Genomic DNA, 19,857 nt, shown 5'->3' with positions numbered 1-19,857 from the left:
ATAAACTTAGATGCTTAATCAAGGGATAACAGCATGAGCGAAATCCGCAATGAATTGAAATACCTCTCCAGCCACGAGTGGGCACGCCTGGAAGAGGACGGCACCGTAACCATCGGCATCAGCGATCACGCTCAAGATGCCCTGGGTGATGTGGTTTACGTTGAGACTCCAGAAGTGGGCACCAACCTGGCTGCTGGTGACGAGGCAGGTGTAGTTGAATCCGTTAAAGCTGCCAGCGATATCTACTCCCCGGTTTCCGGTGAAGTAGTTGCTGTCAATGAAGCTCTGGAAGACGCTCCGGAAACTGTAAACTCCTCTCCTTACGACGATGGCTGGTTCTTCCGCATCAAGCCCTCCGACGTGAGCGAGCTGGACAATATGCTGGATGCAGACACATATCGTTCAGAGTCTGAAGACTAATAGAGCGAATGTGCTGAAAAGCATATTAAAAAAAGGCTGTGGGTAATCCCCACAGCCTTTTTTGTTTTATAAGTGCCTAAATCAATTTCCGCTTATTGATCAAACGATACTGCGTTGCGAACTTCCTCATCATTCACAATCTGATCTAGCTGAGCTTTATAGGCCCGCAAGATATTGTTTTGTGGAGATTCACTAGCCTGCTCATCAACGACATCCCTTTCAGCAATATTCTTGGCAAGTAACTTCCCTTCTTCCAGGCTGTATACGAGGATGTCGGTATTCGTGTCGAAGTTGAATGCTGAAACCCAGTTCAAGTTAACACTGAAATACCACTCATTAAGCACAAGACTAATCATTTTTTCGGTGTTATTTTCTTCCATCAAGGCTTTGATGGCTTCATCACTCGGCACTTCATCTAAATCTACTGCTGTGGTATTCCAGCCCGTTTCATTCAAGCCGTGAGTCAATCGGCTTTGTAGAAACTGAGCAAGATTCTTTTCTTTATCTCCCGGCTCTGTAGCTAACACCTGATTAACATGCCAATCAACCGGGATACCAAATGAAACGTGGGCTTTACCTATAAAGTTCTTATCTTTCCCTTCTTGAACACGTTTGCGCTGATCAATAACAGAAATTAAAACAGGCTCTTTAGTTGTGTACTCTGCTTTTGCGGACTGCTCCTGTAACGGAATAGGTGAAACACAGGCAGTGATCATTGTAGCTAGTGCGAGAAGCGCTATCTTTTTTAGCACGATTTCATTCCTTGTTTTATATGCGTTGGTTCATCATTGCGCACAAACTTCTAGTGAGTTTTAAATAAATGGGCGCCTTTATAGTGTATCACTGGAGCTAGATAATTATTTGAAATCATTTGGCAAGAATCTGGTACGTTAGACCTAATATGTATAGTAAATATTGCTCATTACTTGTTATTTAGACTTTCGAACGCCTCGCTCAAATTGACAAGCGCACAATAGGATCGTTCACGCAACCAGTGCTTATGATTTATGGGAGATAGATTTTCATGTGATCCGACGAATAATATACCCTCAAGAAACCCAATTAATGCAAGCTCCGATGTTTCTGGATTCCCTGAGTTAAGACCAAGGTCAACAACTAAGGCTACATTTTCAAGATCCTGAAAGTCATTATCTCTATATTTTGAAAGCACGTAATGAACGATTACGCTTATGTCATTATAGAATCCAGGAATATCACCATCCCAAAAATCAAGGTGCTCCTGCCACTCCGAGTCGATATCAGGGCAGGCTTCTAAAAGGCTATTGATAAATTCATGTGGAGTCATGTGTTCCATGCGGCATAGTGTAGTGATAAACGGCAAATAGTTTACTGGGAGTTCAGAGTGGCGTGTGTACGGTTTTTCAAGTTAGGACTCTGAGTCATTGTATGCATATTTTTATCAATTTTGTATTCTCCACCCAGTTCTTCAGCTAATAGCTCAGGGTGGGCTTTCCATATTGGATCAAGTATTTGCAAATGAGCTTCTCTCATTACCTTTCCGAATTTTTTACATATACTTATAAATTCTTTTTCATCTAAAACTTCTATGAGATAGTACAAGTGTGAACCCATAATCATACTTGATTGCTGAACTATCAAAGCAGTTTTTTCTGCGACATCAGTTTTTATTACTTACCTAAATTTTCAATTGTCTTGGGACAAACTTGTTTTATGTGCTATTCCCTAGTAAAGAGGAGGCTTAGTTGCGTAGCTTTACAAAAAAAGAGGCGCCTAGCCAAAGAGTAGCACCTACCACAAATCCCCCCGTAGTAACTACTAAAGAATAAATCAGGCTCCACAGCTCCATACCAAAAAATGGAACACTCAAGATATATAGAAGCAATCCAGCAATGCCACCAGAGATTGCAGCGTTGGTTAAAGAGGCCTGAGCACCACGTTTTACCACCACTATGCCTGAGAGAATGGACGATAAAACTAGGAGTACCCCTGTAGCGCTAAGTGGAACGTCTAGAAAATTTATCATCAGAGTCAGCATGACCCAAAGAATACTGAAACTAATCAAGCCCCAGGCTATAGCTTTCTTGTTCAATTTTGTATAAAACACTCTGGTCTTTCCAGTAAGGTTATAATAATTTTTTGTAAATAGCTCTGTATAAAGGGCATCATATTAATTCCATTATTAACAGCAAGCCCATGCCATTGCCAATTGTTCCTTATGTTCTGTGCACTGTGAAATATGTGCGCATCCAGAATCTCCAAACATATAAGGAATATTTCCTGAGGAATCTATTTGAAAGATAAACTGCATTTGTTTATTACATATCTTGCAGGATTGATATTCAATTCCCTGCACCCAATGCGGCCACCCCAGTAACTTTTCACCTGAGAATGGAACTTCGTCTTCGCATAGAAAATCTTCTTCATCTTCTGATAGCTCTACACCTAACTTCTCGAGCTCAAATGTATCTGGGTAGTCTTCTAACTCTTCCCAACCAGCTATTTTTAATTCTGGATAATCTGAAGAAGGGGTTAATGTAACTTCTGTTTGAGCCGGAGTATTTAGTGGCAATATCCTTAATAGTGTAGCTTTTCGATTTGCAGCCCACGTATCACAGTCAGCCTCGCAGCTTGAATTTTCGTTAACACAATAGAAAACTTGTAATATTCCATCTCCAAAAGGGGTATTTGAAGCCTCTGGGAGATCTTTAGAATTCAATTGTACAAAGAGTTGCATAGGTTCATTGCAATTTCCACACTCAGGCCAGCCTTCTGCTGTAAGTAGTGGCATTCCACAAAATTTAGAATCTGATATTTCAGTCACTTGCTCTTGTGTTTGAGGTTCCCACGCGATTTTTCTATAGGGGCTGAGTTTGCTTTTTAACTCTTCCCAATATTTCTCCCAATCAATTTCAGACAAAATTTAATACCTCACGCAAGTTAAAAGAATCTTATTAATAAGTCAGTCAGATTGTAAGCATCACTTGGATTTGTGTGTTAGATTACCAAGCCAGTGAACTAACTCCCGACTTTCATTGTCACCAATTATTGACATACTTGGGTGGTTTCGGTCGTCAACTTTTACAATTGAAACACCATTCGATTCTAGATCGCTATAGCTGCTGTGTGGAGCAATAGAATCTGAAGTAGATGCAAAAATAATTATAGGTACACTAGAAGATACAATAATTGGCTTAATGTCCGTGTCTTCAGGAATGATATCGGCTCTAACTAAACTATCTAACGCTCCTTGCTTGATGCTTTCCTCTGAGAAAAGCATTGTCATACTCGGAAAGTTAGCTTTAGTATAATTTAAAACTGCCTTATCAAATCGAAGCATTGGAGCTTGTAGTATTATTCCATCAATGTCATTTCTTAAAGTAGAAATGTGCATTGCAGTTGTACCACCCATAGAGTTACCAACAATATACAGGGTTTTATTTTCATATTTGTTGATAATTTCGTTGACTATTTTACTATCACCAACACCGTATTCTTTATCCTCATCAGACTCACCATGCCCTAATAAGTCAGGGACTATAACTCTAAAGCCTAACATTCTGAAGTACAGAGCCGAATTCAGCATAAACTCTTTAGATGCCCTAAAACCATGTATAAGAACAACTGTTCCTGAATGTAATTCAGGTAGTGAGCTTTTTAAAATGTCTAAACTAACAGTGCTTTCCGCACCGCTAAATGATTCCAGGGAAACCGTATAGCGAAGCTTCTTGTTTTCAAGTGGCTCCCCTAGAAGGTAGTTTGTGCATACTTTATGCTCTGTAGAGCAATACCGGTTGTTCTTAAACCCATAAGTTTCAATATTATCGAAAGAAACAATCTCTGTAAAATCAAAGCTATTAGACCGCTCAATATATTCTGTAACTACTGTGGAACAGCCAATAGCTATGCTGCTCACAAATGCTAATATCAATTTCTTAATCATAATCTTTAATGATATAGGGAAAGATAATACTCTTACCTGTTACACTTGATGCCAAAGCTCAATAGATTGTGTGGTTGGGCCTTCTCCCCACCTTATTGTGATATTACCCCTACTGAGTACAGATGGAGCATTAATAAAGATAACCACTTTATTGTCAAAGCTACATGCCTCTAGGTACAGCCAGATAGATTTCGACTTCACCCGAATAAGAGTTGGACTAATTGTATTTGAAAATATAGCCGGAATCTGATCGCCTGTAAGTATTATATTTTCAGAGCTATCCATAAGCTCTAGTGATGAATGATAGAGAGATGTTAACTGTTCATTAGTCAAACGCTTTGCTGCGACCACTTTATCAGATTGTGCTGTGCACGTGTTTCCACCACAACTTATAATTAAAGCGGTACATGCTATAAGAACTAGAAATTTAAGTTTTACAAATTTACGTAACAATTAAGATTGGACCCTATTGCTAATAAAAATACATCTATTGACAAGTTCTCAGTGCCGGTTGAACTAGCATCTAAGACACTATTTACACTTACTTCTGATTTTTCAAAATTAAATACAAGGTCATAAACATTTCCATTAAACTCTCTAAAAGCTATCGATGGGTTAAGCTTAGCTTCTTCAACAGTCGCTTCAATGCGCCCAATCAAGCGCTCGGAGAGTTCTTCACGAATAAAATTTTCTAGTAACACACCCATTGTTAGGCCTTTCCGCCAATTAGGTTCCATCTCTGTATTAAACCAAGCGAATAGGTTAAGCCGAGAATTAAACATATGCCTGAGCTGGTTAGCCAGAAAGTTAGCGAATTATCTGGGAAGGCTGGCATTATGAAATAAAAACCCAGCGCACGAGCCAAAAATATTGTTGAGATTAGTATCAGGCCAAGCCGAATCAGCGGTAACCTAATAATTAAACCCGCCCCAGAAAAAGCGTAGCTAGCCCAAAGCAGTAGAACGGCTGAAATTACGCTAGTTACAATAGTTGGGTAGGGGTGGCCACTTTCAGCTAGTTGAGCCATTTGCTCACCGGCACCGAGAAACCGATACCAATCACCGCCAAATACTATACACCCGATATGAACTAAAGCAGCCAACACTGTGAGTATCCCTGCTACCTGCAAATAATTAATTCTCTGACTGACCATTTATTCTCCTTGACTGGTCTATTCGTATAATCGAAAGTGGACGAAATCATATCATTTATCAGCATGCCCAGAGAATGGAAAACGACTCAAATCAGAGAAAGATACCCACTAATATACTAACCAGTATCGATTGAAGAATTTTCCAGTGGCCATATCAAGTGTACAGTATATTCGCCTTGAGCCCTCTTTTAGATTGAGGGAAAATCGTTATAAATCAACTAGTTAAGATGATTCCTGCAGTATTTTAAATATCAGAATGTATGATAAGTAGCACCCAGCCAAAACAGACGGCTTAAGAAGAGTAATTAATAAGTTTTCAGGGGCATTGAACTTGTAAATAGGTACGATCATGCAGGATATCCCCCCTAAATTACTGGCCGAAAATCAGAGTGCGAATGCCAATGGGTAAGTCGCATAAAACCCACGGCAATATATCCAATACTCAGAAGATACTTAGCCTTTCTCTTTTGAAATGAGGATTACGTTTACGTATTTATTTTTGATTGTCTTGTGCCTTGAGGTTCTAACGTAAAGGCCATTAAAGATTGCCAATCTAATTGGCCATTTTCTACATACTTCGATATTTTCCAGGGCGATAACCTACAAAAAATAGGCACTAAAATGATCTTATTGGAATTTATTAAGTTTGTTTCAGTGTCAAATCTGCGTAAAATCGATAGATATTTATTGGTATTTTGGTCGTAAATGGGACACTTTTTGAAGGCCTATAACCAAAGAAAATCAATAGAATAAGGTTTTTATAAAAGATCAACCCTCTCAAAGGAGAACGGTAGTGTGATGTAAGAGTAAGTAAAAGGCGCTGACCCAAGGTGCGGGAACACCTGGGGCCAGCTAACCAAATTGATACAGAGACTATCAAGATGGCTATATGGATCATACGCTAGAAACCCGCTCGTCTTCAATAAAGTGGAGTACATCCAGCGGCTTGGAGAGACTTCCCAAGCTCTGGCAGCGTTGCGTCCGCCTTTTCTTCTTCTATGCCTATCGTTCTCGCGCTCCCCCTGCATTCTTCAACAGATTAGTTTCTCAGCCGTCCATCAATAAAAGTCTACCCATGGCTTGAATATCAGAGAATAGAATTATGTTGATCTTAAAGCGCAGAACTGGTGAAAACCTAAGGATCGGAGCCAATGTCTCAATCACAGTATTGGAAGTTAAGGGAAATCAGGTAAAGATAGGAATACAAGCTCCCAGATCACTTCCAGTTCACCGTGAAGAAATTTACATGCGAGTCCAGAAGGGAAGGGTGCAGGGGAATAGAAACTGTTGAGAACTTGGCCCTAATTGTGGAACATCCAAAGCATTGGCATCAAAACCTCAGCAGAGCTGCGGTCTTGGTGCCAGGTGCCGTTGCTAGTGACGTCTATTCACCCGATGGTACCACTTGATAAATACCGGCCTCATCTAGTAAATCGCCATTGGACATCATATAAGCAAAAATTAACATAGATAAGATAACTACAGCTAAATGAACCTTCGTTGCTGAATTGGCGTACTTAGAAAGATAACCCAGGCCATTTTTTTGGTCTGAAGTGGCTGCAATGGCGAATGGTAATAATACAACTATTGCTAGTCCAGCTAAGAAGAAGTATGAAAGATATTCCTCATAATAATAAGGGAACCATGACTCATAGAAAGCTGTAAAAGTAAGATAATATGCAGCAAGTGCAAGTAGGAGTGTAATGGTAAAAATCAATAGCCTCTTCAACCGGAATGCCAATATTTCAAATAAAGCATATAAACTTGTGAAAAAATTCATTGTGAGGTTTTTTATCCGAAGAATAATACCAAAAAATGGAATGATAAAATCTATTTGTGAAATGCTAAAGCGTATACATGGTCAAATATTTTTAAGAATTAGGTCACTAGAAGTTGCCTTGTATGGGTAGCATACAAGGCAAAAATAATTAATCGTCAAATCTAACTTTAGGCATTTTGATATAATGTAATATAGAAAAAATAGTACCAAAAGGTATATTTAGCAGAGAGAATGCTGAGAATATATGAAGTGGAATTTGGCACCAAGATTTTCTACGAAAATAGCCTAAGATGCAGAATATTTCAGTGCAAAAAAATAAAATGGAAAAGATAAGCACGGCTGTAGTGACTATCGAAGTGCTATTATAGGATGAAATTATTCCTACTATGAAGAGTAGAATAAAAATAGTATTTCCGGCGAGCCTTAACCCCCATACAAAATTTAAAGCCTGGATGGCATTGGACTCTTCCATTTGCCGCCGAGACTCAGCTAGCCTTTCTGAGGAAGATAGAGTCTTAGGTGGGCTTTTAATTTCCAGCTCAGATTTAGGTGATTTATATATTGTATTTTCCATTTTTATATTTCCTTACATGAAATTTAGCTTATACAGATTTTTGAACACAGCTGTATTTGGATCACTAATAATAAATCTATTATACCAATGGAAAATTTGAACCCCTAGTACAAGGATTACCAAAATACAGATCATTGTAAAAGATACGTAATACATAAATTGTAGCTTGTGCCTCATCCGGGTGCGGCTCATTTTGTGCGTGTCTTTACACAAAAAGTGAAAGCTACAATTTGTACGATGCAGCCACTTGGTACGCCCAGCATGGACGTGAACTAATGGTGTGAAAGTTCCCTGTAGGAAGATCACCATTTAATGGGCTTCATTAAATGCTAACTACTAGCGAATGGCAACTGCAATACCGATAGGTCTTGTGGGGAAGAAAAAACTAAGAGCTGACGAACAGAAACATCATGTAAGGCTTAGCCTAGAGGCGAGGCGGCCAAGGACATCGAAGCCATGTGATCTAACGGGTAGAGTAAATGATGCAGTTGTGTAGTGAAAATTCACATTCTTATCTGGGGAGATCTGTTTAGCGTGCTGCTGTGAAGCTGTCAGCGTAGTCGCTGACTCATAAGTAGGCCCAATCCACTAGTCACCATCACGGGAATAAAAAATGGTGGAACACAGCAGTGCCATGCCAAGATGAACACCAAAGACAGGGTGAAGGTCTGAACCTAAATCCACGAGTTAAAAGACAGGGCTAGCCTACCTATATGTTTCCAGTCAGATAAAGTTAAGGTGGCGCACTGCCATGCCACTCAAGTCAAGTGAAGATTTACTAGTTGAGTAGAGATGCATTATGGATTGGGCACCGCCCATTGGGGACCCGCACGATGGGTGGCGAAGGGGCCGGTATCTTGAAACTACCGGCTACCCGATTTAGGTGTGCCATTCACTGGGGACTACGCCTTGCTGATAGCAGTGTTTTAAGTAATCTAAGAACTCTGATTCTATTCCCAGCGTTTCTGCCTTGTTGATAAGCTCAAGATCATCGGCGATGTAAGAGCAAACCACATGGTGGTTTGTAGCATTGGACAATCTTATAAAGAGCTCTTTGTTGTCTATAGTTGCACTAACTTCGCTTATACACTGATTCAATTTGACCCATGTGCAATCAAATGGACCTTCATCTCTTTGGTCAATCAAATTATCAAGATCATCAGAACTCAATGATTGTAAGGTTTCTAGCAGTTTATTCATAATCCCTTTTTACAGTTAATGCAGCGCCTTGTTAGGCATTTAAGCTGACCAACAAAGTTAAAATTGCAGCTCCTTGAGTAGCGTATGTAATTGCTGCGCCTATTTGCCTCAATAGAGGGTTTCTAAGTAGCATACCATATGCGTGAAGTAATCTTGTAAGAGTAAAAATCATTACCAAGATCGGTAGTGCAACATTATCTGGATTTGTAAATGATATCGATAGGATAATTAATGCATATATTGGAACTTGCTCTGTACCGTTAGCGTGAACCCTTATGGCTTTCATTAAACCTTTATTGCCTTCATCACCCCAAGATATTTTATACTTAATTCTTAGTCTTGATACGTTTATTGTAAATGCCAAAAGAATTGCACTATTCGAGATGATAAAAATAATAAACCAGTAAAAATCTTGCATAGAACTTCCTTATTTAGTTGATGCCTAATACCCCGCTAATCAGCGAGCGTTAGTGAGTCCAATGGAGGCCACGCTTTTGGCGGCCGAAACGATTTTTGAGCGGCTTGCTAGAATTTTACGTGCGCAATAAACGGTAGAAAAGTGCAATGCGAATGGTCCCCCTCCGCTATCACCAATTACATGACATTTTCTGATTTCGTTGTTTGGTAGGTACGCACTAGTTTTTTCCGAACATTTGTCAAATGACGGGGCTGAATCAAACTCGCCATACCAGGCGTGGGTAGGGCAAATTAGCCGAATACCAACTTTACTCGCGAGCTCTGAAAACTCATGCCCAGACTCACCTTTTTGAGGTGTACCCATAAAGAAAATGACCGGGATACCCTGATAGTCACCAAATTCATAGACTTGCACAATATCTCCTTGTGTGTGCTAACGACTACAACAGGGTCGGTTGGAATGAAGCGTAGTCCGTCCCGCGAAGGGCCAAAGGCCCGAAGCAACTTGCTTTTGCTTGTTAAAAATGATTGGCTCCTGAGCTATTTCAACGGCCATATTTTGACTCCAATACACACTAATGCTGCCACAAGCACCCCTTGGAGCGCGGCTATTACGGGGGCCATGGCCAAGAGTAAAATTACAGGCTTTCCTAGCTCCGGACCAAGAAGGTATCCAAGTAAAATAGCTATGAATGCCAGAATGCTTACGCTAGTAAACCAACCGCGCCAAACAATTTTGAAAAGATGTTCTGTGTTCATAGATCAATTTTTAATGACTACAACAGGGGGCACTGAAAGTAGACCGTCCCGGGAAGGACCAAAGGCCTTCAGCAACCTGCTTGTGCCTGTTAAATTTATTCTGGCAGAGCTGGCACCACTAAACCAATTAAGAAAGGAAACACATAACATGATGGGAAGTACCAAACAGCTACACCTTTTTTCATGAGTGATAAACCTCTCAATGCCGATAACGCGCCTACGGTAACCGCTACAAAAGGAAGCTCTATGAGATTGGCTAATGAACCTCCTTTTATCATTGACCCAGCATACCAAGCCAATAAAGGTCCTCCGATCAAGACTACGAAGCCCCATTCATAGTCTTTGAAATAATCACGATAGAAGTATCGGCCAACAGCAATACCAATAATCAGTGGCCCCCACCAAACTAGTAAAGGTATTAACGAATAAATAGCGTTCAATACCCAATCCATTCTGTGCATGAAATTTATCGACTACAACAGGGGCGTCTGGTGGGCAGCATAGGCCGTCCCGTGAAAGGGCCGAAGACCCGTAGCAACTTGCTTGTACTTGTTAAGCATAGCGACGCTATAAGCCAGAATAACTTTGATAAACTTCATGATCTTTGTAATCCCCTTGCTCATTTAAGTTGATATATATTTGAATGGCACAATCATAGAATAGCCAAAGAAATATAGATTCAAATTTACAGTCAGCCTCATTTTCTCGTACTACGGCCTGGTATCTAAAAGAATACTTATCGTAAGAATACACAATGTTAGTTGAGGTTAAATATTCTTCAATTAATTTCTTACTATCGCCTTGTGATAGATTAGCAGAAATACTTTCCTGTATTTTTTTGACTGTATTGAGATTATTACTCCAAACAGGATTACTAATTATTATTAGTGCTAATATAGTAACTGTCTTCAATGCTCTTCCTTGAACGCTGAACGCTGAACGCTGAACGCTGAACGCTGAACGCTGAACGCCTTTGTCACGGGCTAAATTGGAATAGATTATTTTGACATGAAATTTCAACGCAATGCCAAAATGCGTAACTGAAATTTAGTTAAGTGCACAAACTTGTTAGCTGTTGGGAAGCAAAACAAGCCAGTTAAAAAATCCATTTATCTCTTTTACAGGAAGCTTATCACCTATGGAGTAACACTTAAAATCTTTTCTACCAACCGCAAGCTCTATGGTTTCCCCTTGTCGATCAATACTAATGTACCAGGCTTCGGGGGATTTGCCTGCCCTCTCTTGATATTTTTTATCTTTAATCTCATAAGAGGAAATAGTTTCACTCTTGGCGTAATTTATATTTAATACACAAGAGGTAGAGATAGAAAAGCTGATAACGCCAACATAAAACAAAGATTTTGCTGCCCATATCTCGTTCTCAGGCATACTAGAAAGCAAAAAAGAAGCTTTGCGGGCTATAACTGCTGAAACACAAATCCCAAATAATGTTGCTACCAGAAGCAATAAATATATATCTTGTGTGTTCTCCAAATCTCTCAATTTAAACAATATGGAAATCAATCCACAAAAAAACGTACAGAAAATTACAAAACTTTTTATAGACTTCATGTTGAAATAGCTAATGCCCCGCACAAGGACAGACAAATAAACGCAGCGCTTTGATTGTCCCAACGACCAACGACCAACGACCAACGACCAACGACCAACGGGAGCGATTGCTGCGGCTTATTACACACGATTTAGCTCTCTTAGTGAAAATCCCAAACCTAATATTACTAGCGTATAAATAGCTAAAAGTGAAAGCCATAACTTTAAATTGGTTTCTTCCACAGATTCTGTCCATTCACCTTCATATGATCTGCGAATTGTAACAATTTTACTAGCGCTAGAAACACTTATAAATTGTCTCTGATCATAAGCATTACTGTAATCACACTCTTCATTGACGCAGGAATAGCTGCCAAAACCAAAGCCGATCTGAAGCAGTTTAGAGTTTGGAAGGTAATTTCTTGCTCTTTCTACGTGCTCTATACTTGGATTCAAGTACCCACTCACAACAGAGTATATCGGCAAAAACACGAGCACTAGGCATGGCATTAATATAAAAAATCCTACAGCTAACTTTCGATTAAGCACTAATACTCCTTGCTGTGTAACGCCCGCAGTAACCGGACAGAGCTGCGAAGCAGTGGAGGTCCGATGGAAGCCGCGAAGCGGCTGGAATGAAGTAGACTGCTTTGGTACGCCCAGTATGGGCGTGAACTAATGGGATGAAAGTCCCCTGTAGGAAGATCACCGTTTATTGGACTTCATTAAATGCTAACTACTAGCGAATGGCAACTGCAACACCGCGAGGTCTTGTGGGGAGGAAGCCGCTAGCAAAACTACGAGCTGACGGACAGAAACATCATATAAGGCTTAGCCTGGAGGCGAGGTGGCCAAGGACACCGAAGCCATGTGATCTAACGGGTAGAGTAAATGATGCTGTTGTGTAGTGAAAGTTCACGTGCTTATCTGGGGAGATCTGTTTAATTTGCTACTGTGAAACTGTCAGCATGGCAGCTGACTCATAAGTAGTCCCAACCCACTAGCCACCATCGTGGGATAGACAAAAATGGTGGGACACAGCGGCGCCTTGGTCAGTAATGATTAAGGTGATTAAACAGAAGTCAGCCGACGGCATAGTAGCCAAATGCCAAGATTAATACCTTGGACAGGGTGAAGGCCTGAACCTAAATCCACGAGTTGAAAGACAGGGCTAGCCTACTGATATGTTTCCAGACGGTTAAAGTTGACGTAGCGCACTGCCATGACACTCAACTCAAATGAAGATCTGCTCGACACTATCGTTGGGTAGAGATTCATTACGGATAGGAACCGCCCATTGCGGACTCGCATGATGGGTGGTGTGGGGGCCGGTAGCTAAAAACTACCGGCTACCCAGTTTATGCATTTATGGTAACTTTTTCAATGCGAAGTGACTATTGCTTGGATATTTAGAAAATAGAGTTTCAAGCCTGTTGGTTCGTTAAACACATTTTTATGAGAAATGTACACCGATTCTATTTTTTCCTTTATTAGAAATATCTACTCCATTTATGCGAATTTCACAATTACATTTATAAAAAGATTCCAAACACATTTTTATAGCTGAATTATGAACTTCATGAATATATTCTTGTAGTAATTTTCTACCATCCCTGTCAAGGAATTCCAGCTTTTCTATTAACTTATCACGTATTCTATTTGCTAAATATTGATCAATTTTTAGCTCATGAATCGGGGTGCTATCAAATAGTATAGGTGGGCCTTGTTTTTTTATAATTTCAACTAGCTTTTCGTAATAGTGTTCTTCGGGATTTTTTGGAATAGATTCGAGGTTAATATTATGCTTACGAATATTTTCAAATGTTTCTTCTAGACTGTTGGCCCCCTCATCTAGAATTTTATTGTCAGTATTTTGATCTTCTCCAAAGCTATAGACCAAACTAAACTCCCCTCCAAAATAATTATAAAATTCTGGAGTAAAATCAGCACCTGAGTAATAGTAAGCCAGGATTCCTTTCTCTGCACCAAAGGATGATAAGAACCTTCCTAAATTATTGAGTTCTTCCTCTTCCGTCAGCTCAAAAGTTGCATTAATCGCTATTTTTACAAGATTTCCTTCGTTAACACACATCTCGAATTGACAATATTCAGGGTGGCCTTCTTCAAAAATTGATGGAATTGAAGAGTGTCGTCGTTTTTCAGGAGGTACATTTTTGTATAATTTTGATATGTTTTCGTAATCTACAATGTCACAGAGTTTTTGAGCTCTTTCTTGGCTTTCAAGATATATTTCCCCATAGAAATAATGACTAGACATAACTCCGTCCTTTCTTTGTTGTGTGTATCTGCATAACATTTATATAGTATTCATTCTGACCACTTTTATCATGATTACTGTTTCGGAATCAATTTTCCTGCTAAAACGAAAATTTAAACTTAAAATCATAGGGTTAGGTGTAATTGTTACTAAAGTGCAAGCTATAAAAATGTTCATTCTGACTACTGTCCCGTTTTTTTAACTCAACTTATAACTGGCTGACTTGTAAAGTATTTTTATATATTCTATGCCAGGCTCAAAAATAACGGTCAAAATGATCATAATTACCTGAGGTGGCACTTACTAACTTGTCAGAATTATCGGAAATTTAGAAGTGTGATGAGGCCAAGGCTTCAGGATTGAGTGTTGTGAAGGGTTAGATATTTTTTTGGTTTGCGTGCACTAATTGAGTATCACGCGTATTTAATTGTTATTTGTTTTTTTCTTTGGGTTGGGGATATTCTGCTATTCCATTGGCACACTTAAAAATAAAGTGAGCTTGCCATTTCTGAAAAGCAGCTTAAGGGTTAGGAAACATTGGGAAGCTATTTATTGGCTCAGAATAATGTTGAGTGATATAGCTCTTCATTAGTCGCTTGGGCAGATATCTTGCTGTTGCGAGGGACTAACGGTTTGGTTGTTAGATTTTAAATTCAGGATTTATAAAATCGGGTAAATTTAGAGTTTTAATGCCTCATTATTTACGGCTGTAAAGAGACCTTCAACCCTGCCTCATTAAGAAATCCCTTCACGGTACTTTCAATTTGCTCGGGGCTATTCATCTGCAAAACCTGTTTCAGGAGCAGCTCAATATCAGCTCGGCTAACGGCGCGTAGCGTAGCTTTTATGCGCGGTAAGTTAGTGGCGTTCATCGATAGCATATCGTAGCCCATGGCTACTAATAACAATGCACCGCTAGGTTCTCCTGCTAGTTCTCCGCAAATCCCTACTTTGGTGCCAACGGCATGGGCTGCCGTTACGATTTCCTGTAAAGCGCGTAGGACTGCCGGGTGCAGGGCATGGTAAATATTGGCTACGCGGCTGTTATTACGATCCACCGCCAGGAGATATTGAGTGAGGTCATTACTGCCTACTGATATAAAGTCTGCATGTACGGCGAGTTCTCGCACTTGGTAGACGGCGGAGGGTACCTCTACCATTACCCCGAGTGGGGGCATAACAATTTCGTAACCTTCTTCAAGCAACTCCCGGTAGGCTCTTTCCACCAGTTTGCGCGCGGCTTCGAGCTCGTTCAGGCCGCTGATCATGGGGAGCATAATCCGTAGGTTATTTAGCCCCAGGCTGGCTTTCATCATGGCGCGTACTTGCGCCAGGAATATTTCCGGGTGGTCGAGAGTTACGCGAATGCCACGCCATCCCAGAAAGGGATTGGTTTCCTCTATAGGGAAATAGGCCAATGCTTTATCGCCGCCGATATCCAGGGTGCGCATGGTGACGGGTAGGGGGGCAAAGGCTTCCAATTGCTCCCGGTAAATTTCCCGCTGCTCTTCCTCGGAGGGGAAACGGTCTCGTAATAGAAAAGGTACTTCGGTACGGAAAAGTCCTACTCCCTCAGCACCGCGCTCCAGGGAGCGAACAACATCGGCCATCAGCCCAGTATTTACCATCAGGCGAATGCGATGGCCATCGGAGGTGATTGCCGGGAGTTGAGCCAGGTGGTCCAGGTTGCGGGCCAGTTGCTGCTCTTCTGCAACAATATCGTCGTAGCGGCGTTTGAGTTCTGCGCCGGGGTGAATATGCAAATCGCCCCGGTAGCCATCCACCACCATATCGACACCGTCGATGGTTTCGTAGGGCAGGTCCTGGACTCCCATTACTGCGGGCAGTCCCATGGCTCGGGCAATAATAGCTACATGGCTGTTGGAGGAGCCTTTAACGGATACGGCTCCGATCAGCTTTTCCCTGGGTACTTCTGCCAATACCGCTGCGGTTAGCTCTTCGCCGATCAGGATGGTGTTATCGGGGAAGTCCCGGTCGCTCTGCTGCTGTTGCCGCAGGTGCATCAGCACTCGGGCGCCCAGGTCGCGAACATCGGCGGCCCTATCGCGAAAGTAGGAGTCGGACATGGCCTCAAAGCGCCGCACATGTTCCAACATAACTTCGGCCCAGGCCCGCTGGGCACTGAGCTGCTGTTGGATGCGATCGCACACCTCGACGGCGAGGGAGCTGTCATCCAACATACTGATATAGGCATCGAATAGCGCCCGTTCCTCGGGGCTGAGGTCGCTCTTCAGGCGCTCACCGACTTCGCGAATTTCTTCTTGGGCAGCGGTCAGGGCCTGTTGAAACAGGGCCAGTTCAGTGTCCACATCCTCGCATTCGGAGTAGGGCACTGTGCCGAGATTCGCATGCGGGGTGACAATATGTACCCGCCCGATAGCCACACCGGGGGATGCGGCAATGCCAGAGAAGTGAGTTTCCCGTTGTTGCTTGCCAATACAGGCGAGAAGACCGGTGGCCTCAGCGTGGGCGATAACGCCGGCGAGCTGCGCTGAGAGTGTGACCAGGAAAGCTTCCTCCCACTCGTCGAAGCGGCGCTTCTCTTCTTGCTGCACAACCAGGACACCCAGTACGGCGCGGTGGTGAATAATCGGTGTTCCGAGAAAGGCGCTGAAGCGCTCTTCTCCTGTAGAGGGGAAATATTGGAAGGCGGGGTGGGCTTCGGCCCTTTCCAGGTTAATCGGCTCTTCGCGGGTAACTACATTGCCTACCAGTCCCTCGCCGGGGGCCAGGTGGACCTGGCCAACCGCTTTGGGGTTGAGGCCATCGGTGGCCATCAGGACATAGTTGCCGTGTTGCTTGTCGCGCAGATATACGGAGCAGACGCGGGTGTGCATGATTTCCCGCACGCGATGCACAATGATTTCCAGCACCGCGGTGAGGTTCCGGGCGGCATTTACTTCCTGAACGATACTGCGCAGAGATCCGAGCAATGGCCTGTCCTCGCCAATCAACGGAGAAATTCGATGGCCCCGGAAAGTAGAATTTCGATGCTGATCGGGGCCATTTTGTGAAGATACGCTGCTAACTACCCTGTGCGGTCAGCTGTCCTGTCCGCGCAGCCAGCGTCTCTCCAGCTGTATTTGTTGTGGGGCCAGCTCGGTCAGTGCACGCCGGTATACTTCACGCTTAAAGGTCACCACTTTACTCAGTGGGTGCCAGTAGCTTACCCAGCGCCAGTGGTCGAATTCGGGTTTGTAACCGTTGTCGAAGCTGATAGAGGCTTCTTCTGCCTCGAGCCTCAGCAGGTACCACTTTTGCTTTTGCCCGATGCACAGTGGTTCGGAGCGACGTCGAATCAGCCTTTGAGGCAGGCGATAGCGCAGCCAGCCTCTGGTACAGGCAATCATACTGACTTGATCGCGAGTAAGGCCTACTTCCTCGTACAGTTCCCTATATAGCGCCTGTTCAGGGGTTTCGCCCGGATTAATACCACCCTGGGGAAATTGCCAGGCGTCCTTGCCACCTACCCGCCGCGCCCACAGTGCCTGACCGCGGGCGTTGAGCACGATAATACCGACATTGGGGCGGAACCCCTCGGCATCGATATTGCTGCTGCTCTCGCCACTCGTGCCCCGGTTCTTGTTACCGGCCGGAGCTTTATCATTGCGATTCGAATGCTTGGCGGGCTTACGGCGGTTCTTTCGTCCGGCCTGTGCCGGCTTGCCGTCGCCCAAAATACCATCCTCAATACTGTTGTGTGCGGCCGTGCGCTGCACTTACTTGTTCTGCATTGTTCCACAGCGGGGGGTTTACAGCAATTCAGTGACGCAGTCCGTGTGCTGTCGTGCGGCGCAAGGTAAAATTAGCGGCCGCGCAGGGGACGTTTCCGGCTTCCTGGCGGTCAAATGCTTATGGGGAACCTATAGTTATGGGAGAGTCGACGGTGCACTTGGCAATCTTTGATCTGGATAACACGCTGATAGGTGGTGATAGCGATCATGCCTGGGGCGAATTTCTGGTGGAGCGTGAACATGTCGACGGGACCCGTTACCGCTCGGCTAACGATCGCTTTTATCAAGATTACCAGCGCGGTGAATTGGATATTTTTGCCTACCTGGAATTTGCCTTGGAGCCCCTGGCTCAGCTTTCCCGTGGCCAATTGGATAACTTGCAAAGCGAGTTTATGCAGGAAGTTATCAGTGAATTGTGGCTGCCTCGGGCCCAGGAGCTGATCGGCGAACACCGCCGCAAAGGCCACCACATCATGATTATCACTGCGACCAATCGTTTTGTGGTTGAGCCCATTGCCTCGCGCCTCGGTGTCGACACCTTGCTGGCCACTGAGCCAGAGGAAGATGAGGGGCGGTTCACCGGGAAGGTTGTTGGTGAACCCTGTTACCAGGGGGGGAAAGTTGTCCGGTTGCGCCAATGGCTGGCCCACAACCCGGAATACGCCAACAGTGAAAAGTGGTTCTACAGTGACTCCATCAATGATCTGCCCTTACTGGGCGAAGTTGAGCACCCAATTGCGGTGGACCCGGATGATCGCCTGCGCGCAGAAGCTGAGGCTCGCGGCTGGCCGGTGATCAGTTTGCGGGAAGAGAGTGAGTAGGTGCTTGCCAGTATTTGTGAAATGCACAAGATGGGGAATTGAGTGAACGGATCTATTATCCAGTACCGGGCCCTGGCTGTTTTAATCGGGGCCCTGGCCGGACTTTCTGCCTGTGAACAAAAAGCGGTAGAAAAACCGCAGCAGGTATCGCAACAAAGTATTGCGCCGCAACCTGTGAATGAAAAGGCTGCGACCGAGTTGTCCCTGGCAATTTGGCAGGCGGGTGAGGCCCAGGTTATCCATGCCCATGCCGCTGTTGAAACGTTGCAGCGTGAAGTGGATGGTCTTCTGGCTCAGCCGAATGAAAATAAGCTGGAAAATACCAGGCTCGCCTGGCTGGATGCCCACAGGGAATTTGCTGCTGCACTGCCTTATATCCAGTTGGCTTTTTCTTCGGGAGAGTTGCGCAGCCAGGGTAGAAAATTACTGTTATCAGTAGATAGTTGGCCGGCCCAGGCGGGCTATCTGGATACAGTGCCGGGTTATTCTGAGAGCGGTATCGTTAACGATACGGCCATTGATCTGACCTTAACGAACCTGCGCAAGCAGCACCGCCTGACGGCACATGAAGAGGCCAGCACCGGTTTTCACGCTTTGGAAATCATGCTCTGGGGGCCCACCAGCGAGCGGGTAGCGGAGCAGTTTTTGGCTAAGTCCGATGGGGAAAAACCCGAGGCCCTGGCTGTCAATCGGCGCCGTGAGCTAACCCGCTTGATCGTCAAAGGTGTGGAAGAAGATATGGCAGGCTTGGCCCGCCGTTGGCCGACGGCAGCCAACAGCCTGTCGCGGCCCTATTTATCCCTTGGACCGGTTGCCCGATTGCAGCAAATCCGTGCATCGCACACCCGGGTGATTGATGAGCAGCTGTTGCGCAGGTTGCCGGAGAGTTCCGAGAGCGATGTGGAAAGTAGCCGTGCTGCCGATTCAAAGCAGGCGATATTGGCAATTATGGCAACTCTCCAGTCAAACTGGATTCCCACTGGTGGGGGCGGCTTGGCAGAGCTGTTGCTGGATCGACATCAGGTGACGGCTTTAGAGCAGGCTTTTGTGGATTTCGAGAGCTTGTTGTTGCAAATGGAAGACCCGATTGAACTGGCGGAGCTGACCCAATTGGCGCAGGCACGCAAACTTCTCGAGCGTATCGCCGGGTTGATGGCAGGTACTACCCAAGTGCCAGTATCCGATCAGGATGTGATGCCGGTTAGCTTACCGGTTGATGGTGAATAA

At 43.8% G+C, this 19,857-nt stretch carries 22 protein-coding genes; 4 read left to right on the top strand and 18 right to left on the bottom strand.

What is annotated here, in order from left to right; genetic code table 11:
- Window positions 1-33: 33 nt before the first annotated feature.
- The gene (gene gcvH / locus ACJJI1_RS05890; protein WP_444895858.1) at window positions 34-420 is read left to right on the top strand and encodes a glycine cleavage system protein GcvH; all 387 of its coding nucleotides are present in this window, start codon (window positions 34-36) and stop codon (window positions 418-420) included.
- A gap of 92 nt (window positions 421-512) precedes the next feature.
- On the opposite strand, the gene ACJJI1_RS05885 is transcribed toward gcvH, so the two are convergent.
- The 7 genes from ACJJI1_RS05885 to ACJJI1_RS05855 all read right to left on the bottom strand — a co-directional run bounded on the left by ACJJI1_RS05885 (window position 513) and on the right by ACJJI1_RS05855 (window position 5,049).
- Entirely contained in the window at window positions 513-1,172 is a 660-nt protein-coding gene (locus tag ACJJI1_RS05885; protein WP_444918426.1) for a hypothetical protein, read from the bottom strand.
- Window positions 1,173-1,342: 170 nt separating this feature from the next.
- A complete protein-coding gene (locus tag ACJJI1_RS05880; RefSeq protein ID WP_444934380.1) occupies window positions 1,343-1,726 on the bottom strand; it encodes a DUF7674 family protein in 384 nt (127 codons plus the stop codon).
- 41 nt (window positions 1,727-1,767) lie between these two features.
- Window positions 1,768-2,019, bottom strand: a complete 252-nt coding sequence (locus ACJJI1_RS05875) for a hypothetical protein (protein WP_444958834.1) — start codon at window positions 2,017-2,019, stop codon at window positions 1,768-1,770.
- Window positions 2,020-2,140: 121 nt separating this feature from the next.
- Entirely contained in the window at window positions 2,141-2,506 is a 366-nt protein-coding gene (locus ACJJI1_RS05870; RefSeq protein WP_444958833.1) for a hypothetical protein, read from the bottom strand.
- A 75-nt stretch (window positions 2,507-2,581) separates the two neighbouring features.
- On the bottom strand, window positions 2,582-3,319 hold the full coding sequence (locus ACJJI1_RS05865) for a DUF1963 domain-containing protein (protein WP_444958832.1): 738 nt from the start codon (window positions 3,317-3,319) through the stop codon (window positions 2,582-2,584).
- 60 nt (window positions 3,320-3,379) lie between these two features.
- A complete protein-coding gene (locus ACJJI1_RS05860; protein ID WP_444958831.1) occupies window positions 3,380-4,342 on the bottom strand; it encodes an alpha/beta hydrolase in 963 nt (320 codons plus the stop codon).
- A 434-nt stretch (window positions 4,343-4,776) separates the two neighbouring features.
- Window positions 4,777-5,049 (bottom strand): hypothetical protein, encoded by a 273-nt coding sequence (locus ACJJI1_RS05855; RefSeq protein ID WP_413663592.1) that lies wholly within the window; start codon window positions 5,047-5,049, stop codon window positions 4,777-4,779.
- A gap of 1,548 nt (window positions 5,050-6,597) precedes the next feature.
- Here ACJJI1_RS05855 and csrA point away from each other — a divergent pair.
- The gene (csrA, locus tag ACJJI1_RS05850) at window positions 6,598-6,786 is read left to right on the top strand and encodes a carbon storage regulator CsrA (RefSeq protein WP_444958830.1); all 189 of its coding nucleotides are present in this window, start codon (window positions 6,598-6,600) and stop codon (window positions 6,784-6,786) included.
- A gap of 93 nt (window positions 6,787-6,879) precedes the next feature.
- On the opposite strand, the gene ACJJI1_RS05845 is transcribed toward csrA, so the two are convergent.
- From ACJJI1_RS05845 to ACJJI1_RS05795, 11 genes are all read right to left on the bottom strand, one after another.
- Window positions 6,880-7,275 (bottom strand): hypothetical protein, encoded by a 396-nt coding sequence (locus ACJJI1_RS05845; RefSeq protein WP_444958829.1) that lies wholly within the window; start codon window positions 7,273-7,275, stop codon window positions 6,880-6,882.
- Window positions 7,276-8,728: 1,453 nt separating this feature from the next.
- Complete coding sequence (locus ACJJI1_RS05840) at window positions 8,729-9,049, bottom strand: immunity protein PIM1 family protein (protein WP_444958828.1); 321 nt, start codon at window positions 9,047-9,049, stop codon at window positions 8,729-8,731.
- A gap of 31 nt (window positions 9,050-9,080) precedes the next feature.
- Window positions 9,081-9,467 (bottom strand): MAPEG family protein, encoded by a 387-nt coding sequence (locus ACJJI1_RS05835; RefSeq protein WP_444958827.1) that lies wholly within the window; start codon window positions 9,465-9,467, stop codon window positions 9,081-9,083.
- Between the two features lie 39 nt (window positions 9,468-9,506).
- The gene (locus tag ACJJI1_RS05830; RefSeq protein ID WP_444958826.1) at window positions 9,507-9,881 is read right to left on the bottom strand and encodes an alpha/beta fold hydrolase; all 375 of its coding nucleotides are present in this window, start codon (window positions 9,879-9,881) and stop codon (window positions 9,507-9,509) included.
- A 439-nt stretch (window positions 9,882-10,320) separates the two neighbouring features.
- A complete protein-coding gene (locus ACJJI1_RS05825) occupies window positions 10,321-10,665 on the bottom strand; it encodes a hypothetical protein (protein ID WP_444958825.1) in 345 nt (114 codons plus the stop codon).
- 127 nt (window positions 10,666-10,792) lie between these two features.
- Window positions 10,793-11,137, bottom strand: a complete 345-nt coding sequence (locus ACJJI1_RS05820) for a hypothetical protein (protein ID WP_444958824.1) — start codon at window positions 11,135-11,137, stop codon at window positions 10,793-10,795.
- 156 nt (window positions 11,138-11,293) lie between these two features.
- Entirely contained in the window at window positions 11,294-11,797 is a 504-nt protein-coding gene (locus tag ACJJI1_RS05815; protein WP_444958823.1) for a hypothetical protein, read from the bottom strand.
- Between the two features lie 120 nt (window positions 11,798-11,917).
- A complete protein-coding gene (locus ACJJI1_RS05810; RefSeq protein WP_444958822.1) occupies window positions 11,918-12,325 on the bottom strand; it encodes a hypothetical protein in 408 nt (135 codons plus the stop codon).
- Between the two features lie 904 nt (window positions 12,326-13,229).
- Window positions 13,230-14,054 (bottom strand): hypothetical protein, encoded by an 825-nt coding sequence (locus tag ACJJI1_RS05805; RefSeq protein WP_444958821.1) that lies wholly within the window; start codon window positions 14,052-14,054, stop codon window positions 13,230-13,232.
- Between the two features lie 701 nt (window positions 14,055-14,755).
- Entirely contained in the window at window positions 14,756-17,008 is a 2,253-nt protein-coding gene (gene ptsP / locus ACJJI1_RS05800; protein ID WP_444958820.1) for a phosphoenolpyruvate--protein phosphotransferase, read from the bottom strand.
- A 108-nt stretch (window positions 17,009-17,116) separates the two neighbouring features.
- Complete coding sequence (locus tag ACJJI1_RS05795; protein WP_282934628.1) at window positions 17,117-17,623, bottom strand: RNA pyrophosphohydrolase; 507 nt, start codon at window positions 17,621-17,623, stop codon at window positions 17,117-17,119.
- A 338-nt stretch (window positions 17,624-17,961) separates the two neighbouring features.
- Here ACJJI1_RS05795 and ACJJI1_RS05790 point away from each other — a divergent pair, with 338 nt between their 5' ends.
- Window positions 17,962-18,630 carry a histidinol-phosphatase gene (locus ACJJI1_RS05790; RefSeq protein WP_413665895.1) on the top strand — a complete coding sequence of 223 codons (669 nt, stop codon included), beginning with the start codon at window positions 17,962-17,964 and terminating at the stop codon, window positions 18,628-18,630.
- A gap of 42 nt (window positions 18,631-18,672) precedes the next feature.
- A complete protein-coding gene (locus ACJJI1_RS05785; RefSeq protein WP_444958819.1) occupies window positions 18,673-19,857 on the top strand; it encodes an imelysin family protein in 1,185 nt (394 codons plus the stop codon).

It is taken from the genome of Microbulbifer maximicatervae (SeqCode), assembly GCF_052467065.1.
The sequence above is the reverse complement of the archived record's forward strand: the minus strand, read 5'-3'. Positions and strand labels throughout refer to the sequence as shown.

Coding starts and splice junctions, on each gene's coding strand:
- csrA (WP_444958830.1), top strand. CDS start 6,598: ATGTTGATCTTAAAGCGCAGAACTGGTGAAAACCTAAGGATCGGAGCC.
- ACJJI1_RS05875 (WP_444958834.1), bottom strand. CDS start 2,019: ATGATTATGGGTTCACACTTGTACTATCTCATAGAAGTTTTAGATGAA.
- ACJJI1_RS05805 (WP_444958821.1), bottom strand. CDS start 14,054: ATGTCTAGTCATTATTTCTATGGGGAAATATATCTTGAAAGCCAAGAA.
- ACJJI1_RS05855 (WP_413663592.1), bottom strand. CDS start 5,049: ATGGGTGTGTTACTAGAAAATTTTATTCGTGAAGAACTCTCCGAGCGC.
- ACJJI1_RS05860 (WP_444958831.1), bottom strand. CDS start 4,342: ATGATTAAGAAATTGATATTAGCATTTGTGAGCAGCATAGCTATTGGC.
- ACJJI1_RS05840 (WP_444958828.1), bottom strand. CDS start 9,049: ATGAATAAACTGCTAGAAACCTTACAATCATTGAGTTCTGATGATCTT.
- ACJJI1_RS05835 (WP_444958827.1), bottom strand. CDS start 9,467: ATGCAAGATTTTTACTGGTTTATTATTTTTATCATCTCGAATAGTGCA.
- ACJJI1_RS05880 (WP_444934380.1), bottom strand. CDS start 1,726: ATGACTCCACATGAATTTATCAATAGCCTTTTAGAAGCCTGCCCTGAT.
- gcvH (WP_444895858.1), top strand. CDS start 34: ATGAGCGAAATCCGCAATGAATTGAAATACCTCTCCAGCCACGAGTGG.
- ACJJI1_RS05815 (WP_444958823.1), bottom strand. CDS start 11,797: ATGAAGTCTATAAAAAGTTTTGTAATTTTCTGTACGTTTTTTTGTGGA.
- ACJJI1_RS05845 (WP_444958829.1), bottom strand. CDS start 7,275: ATGAATTTTTTCACAAGTTTATATGCTTTATTTGAAATATTGGCATTC.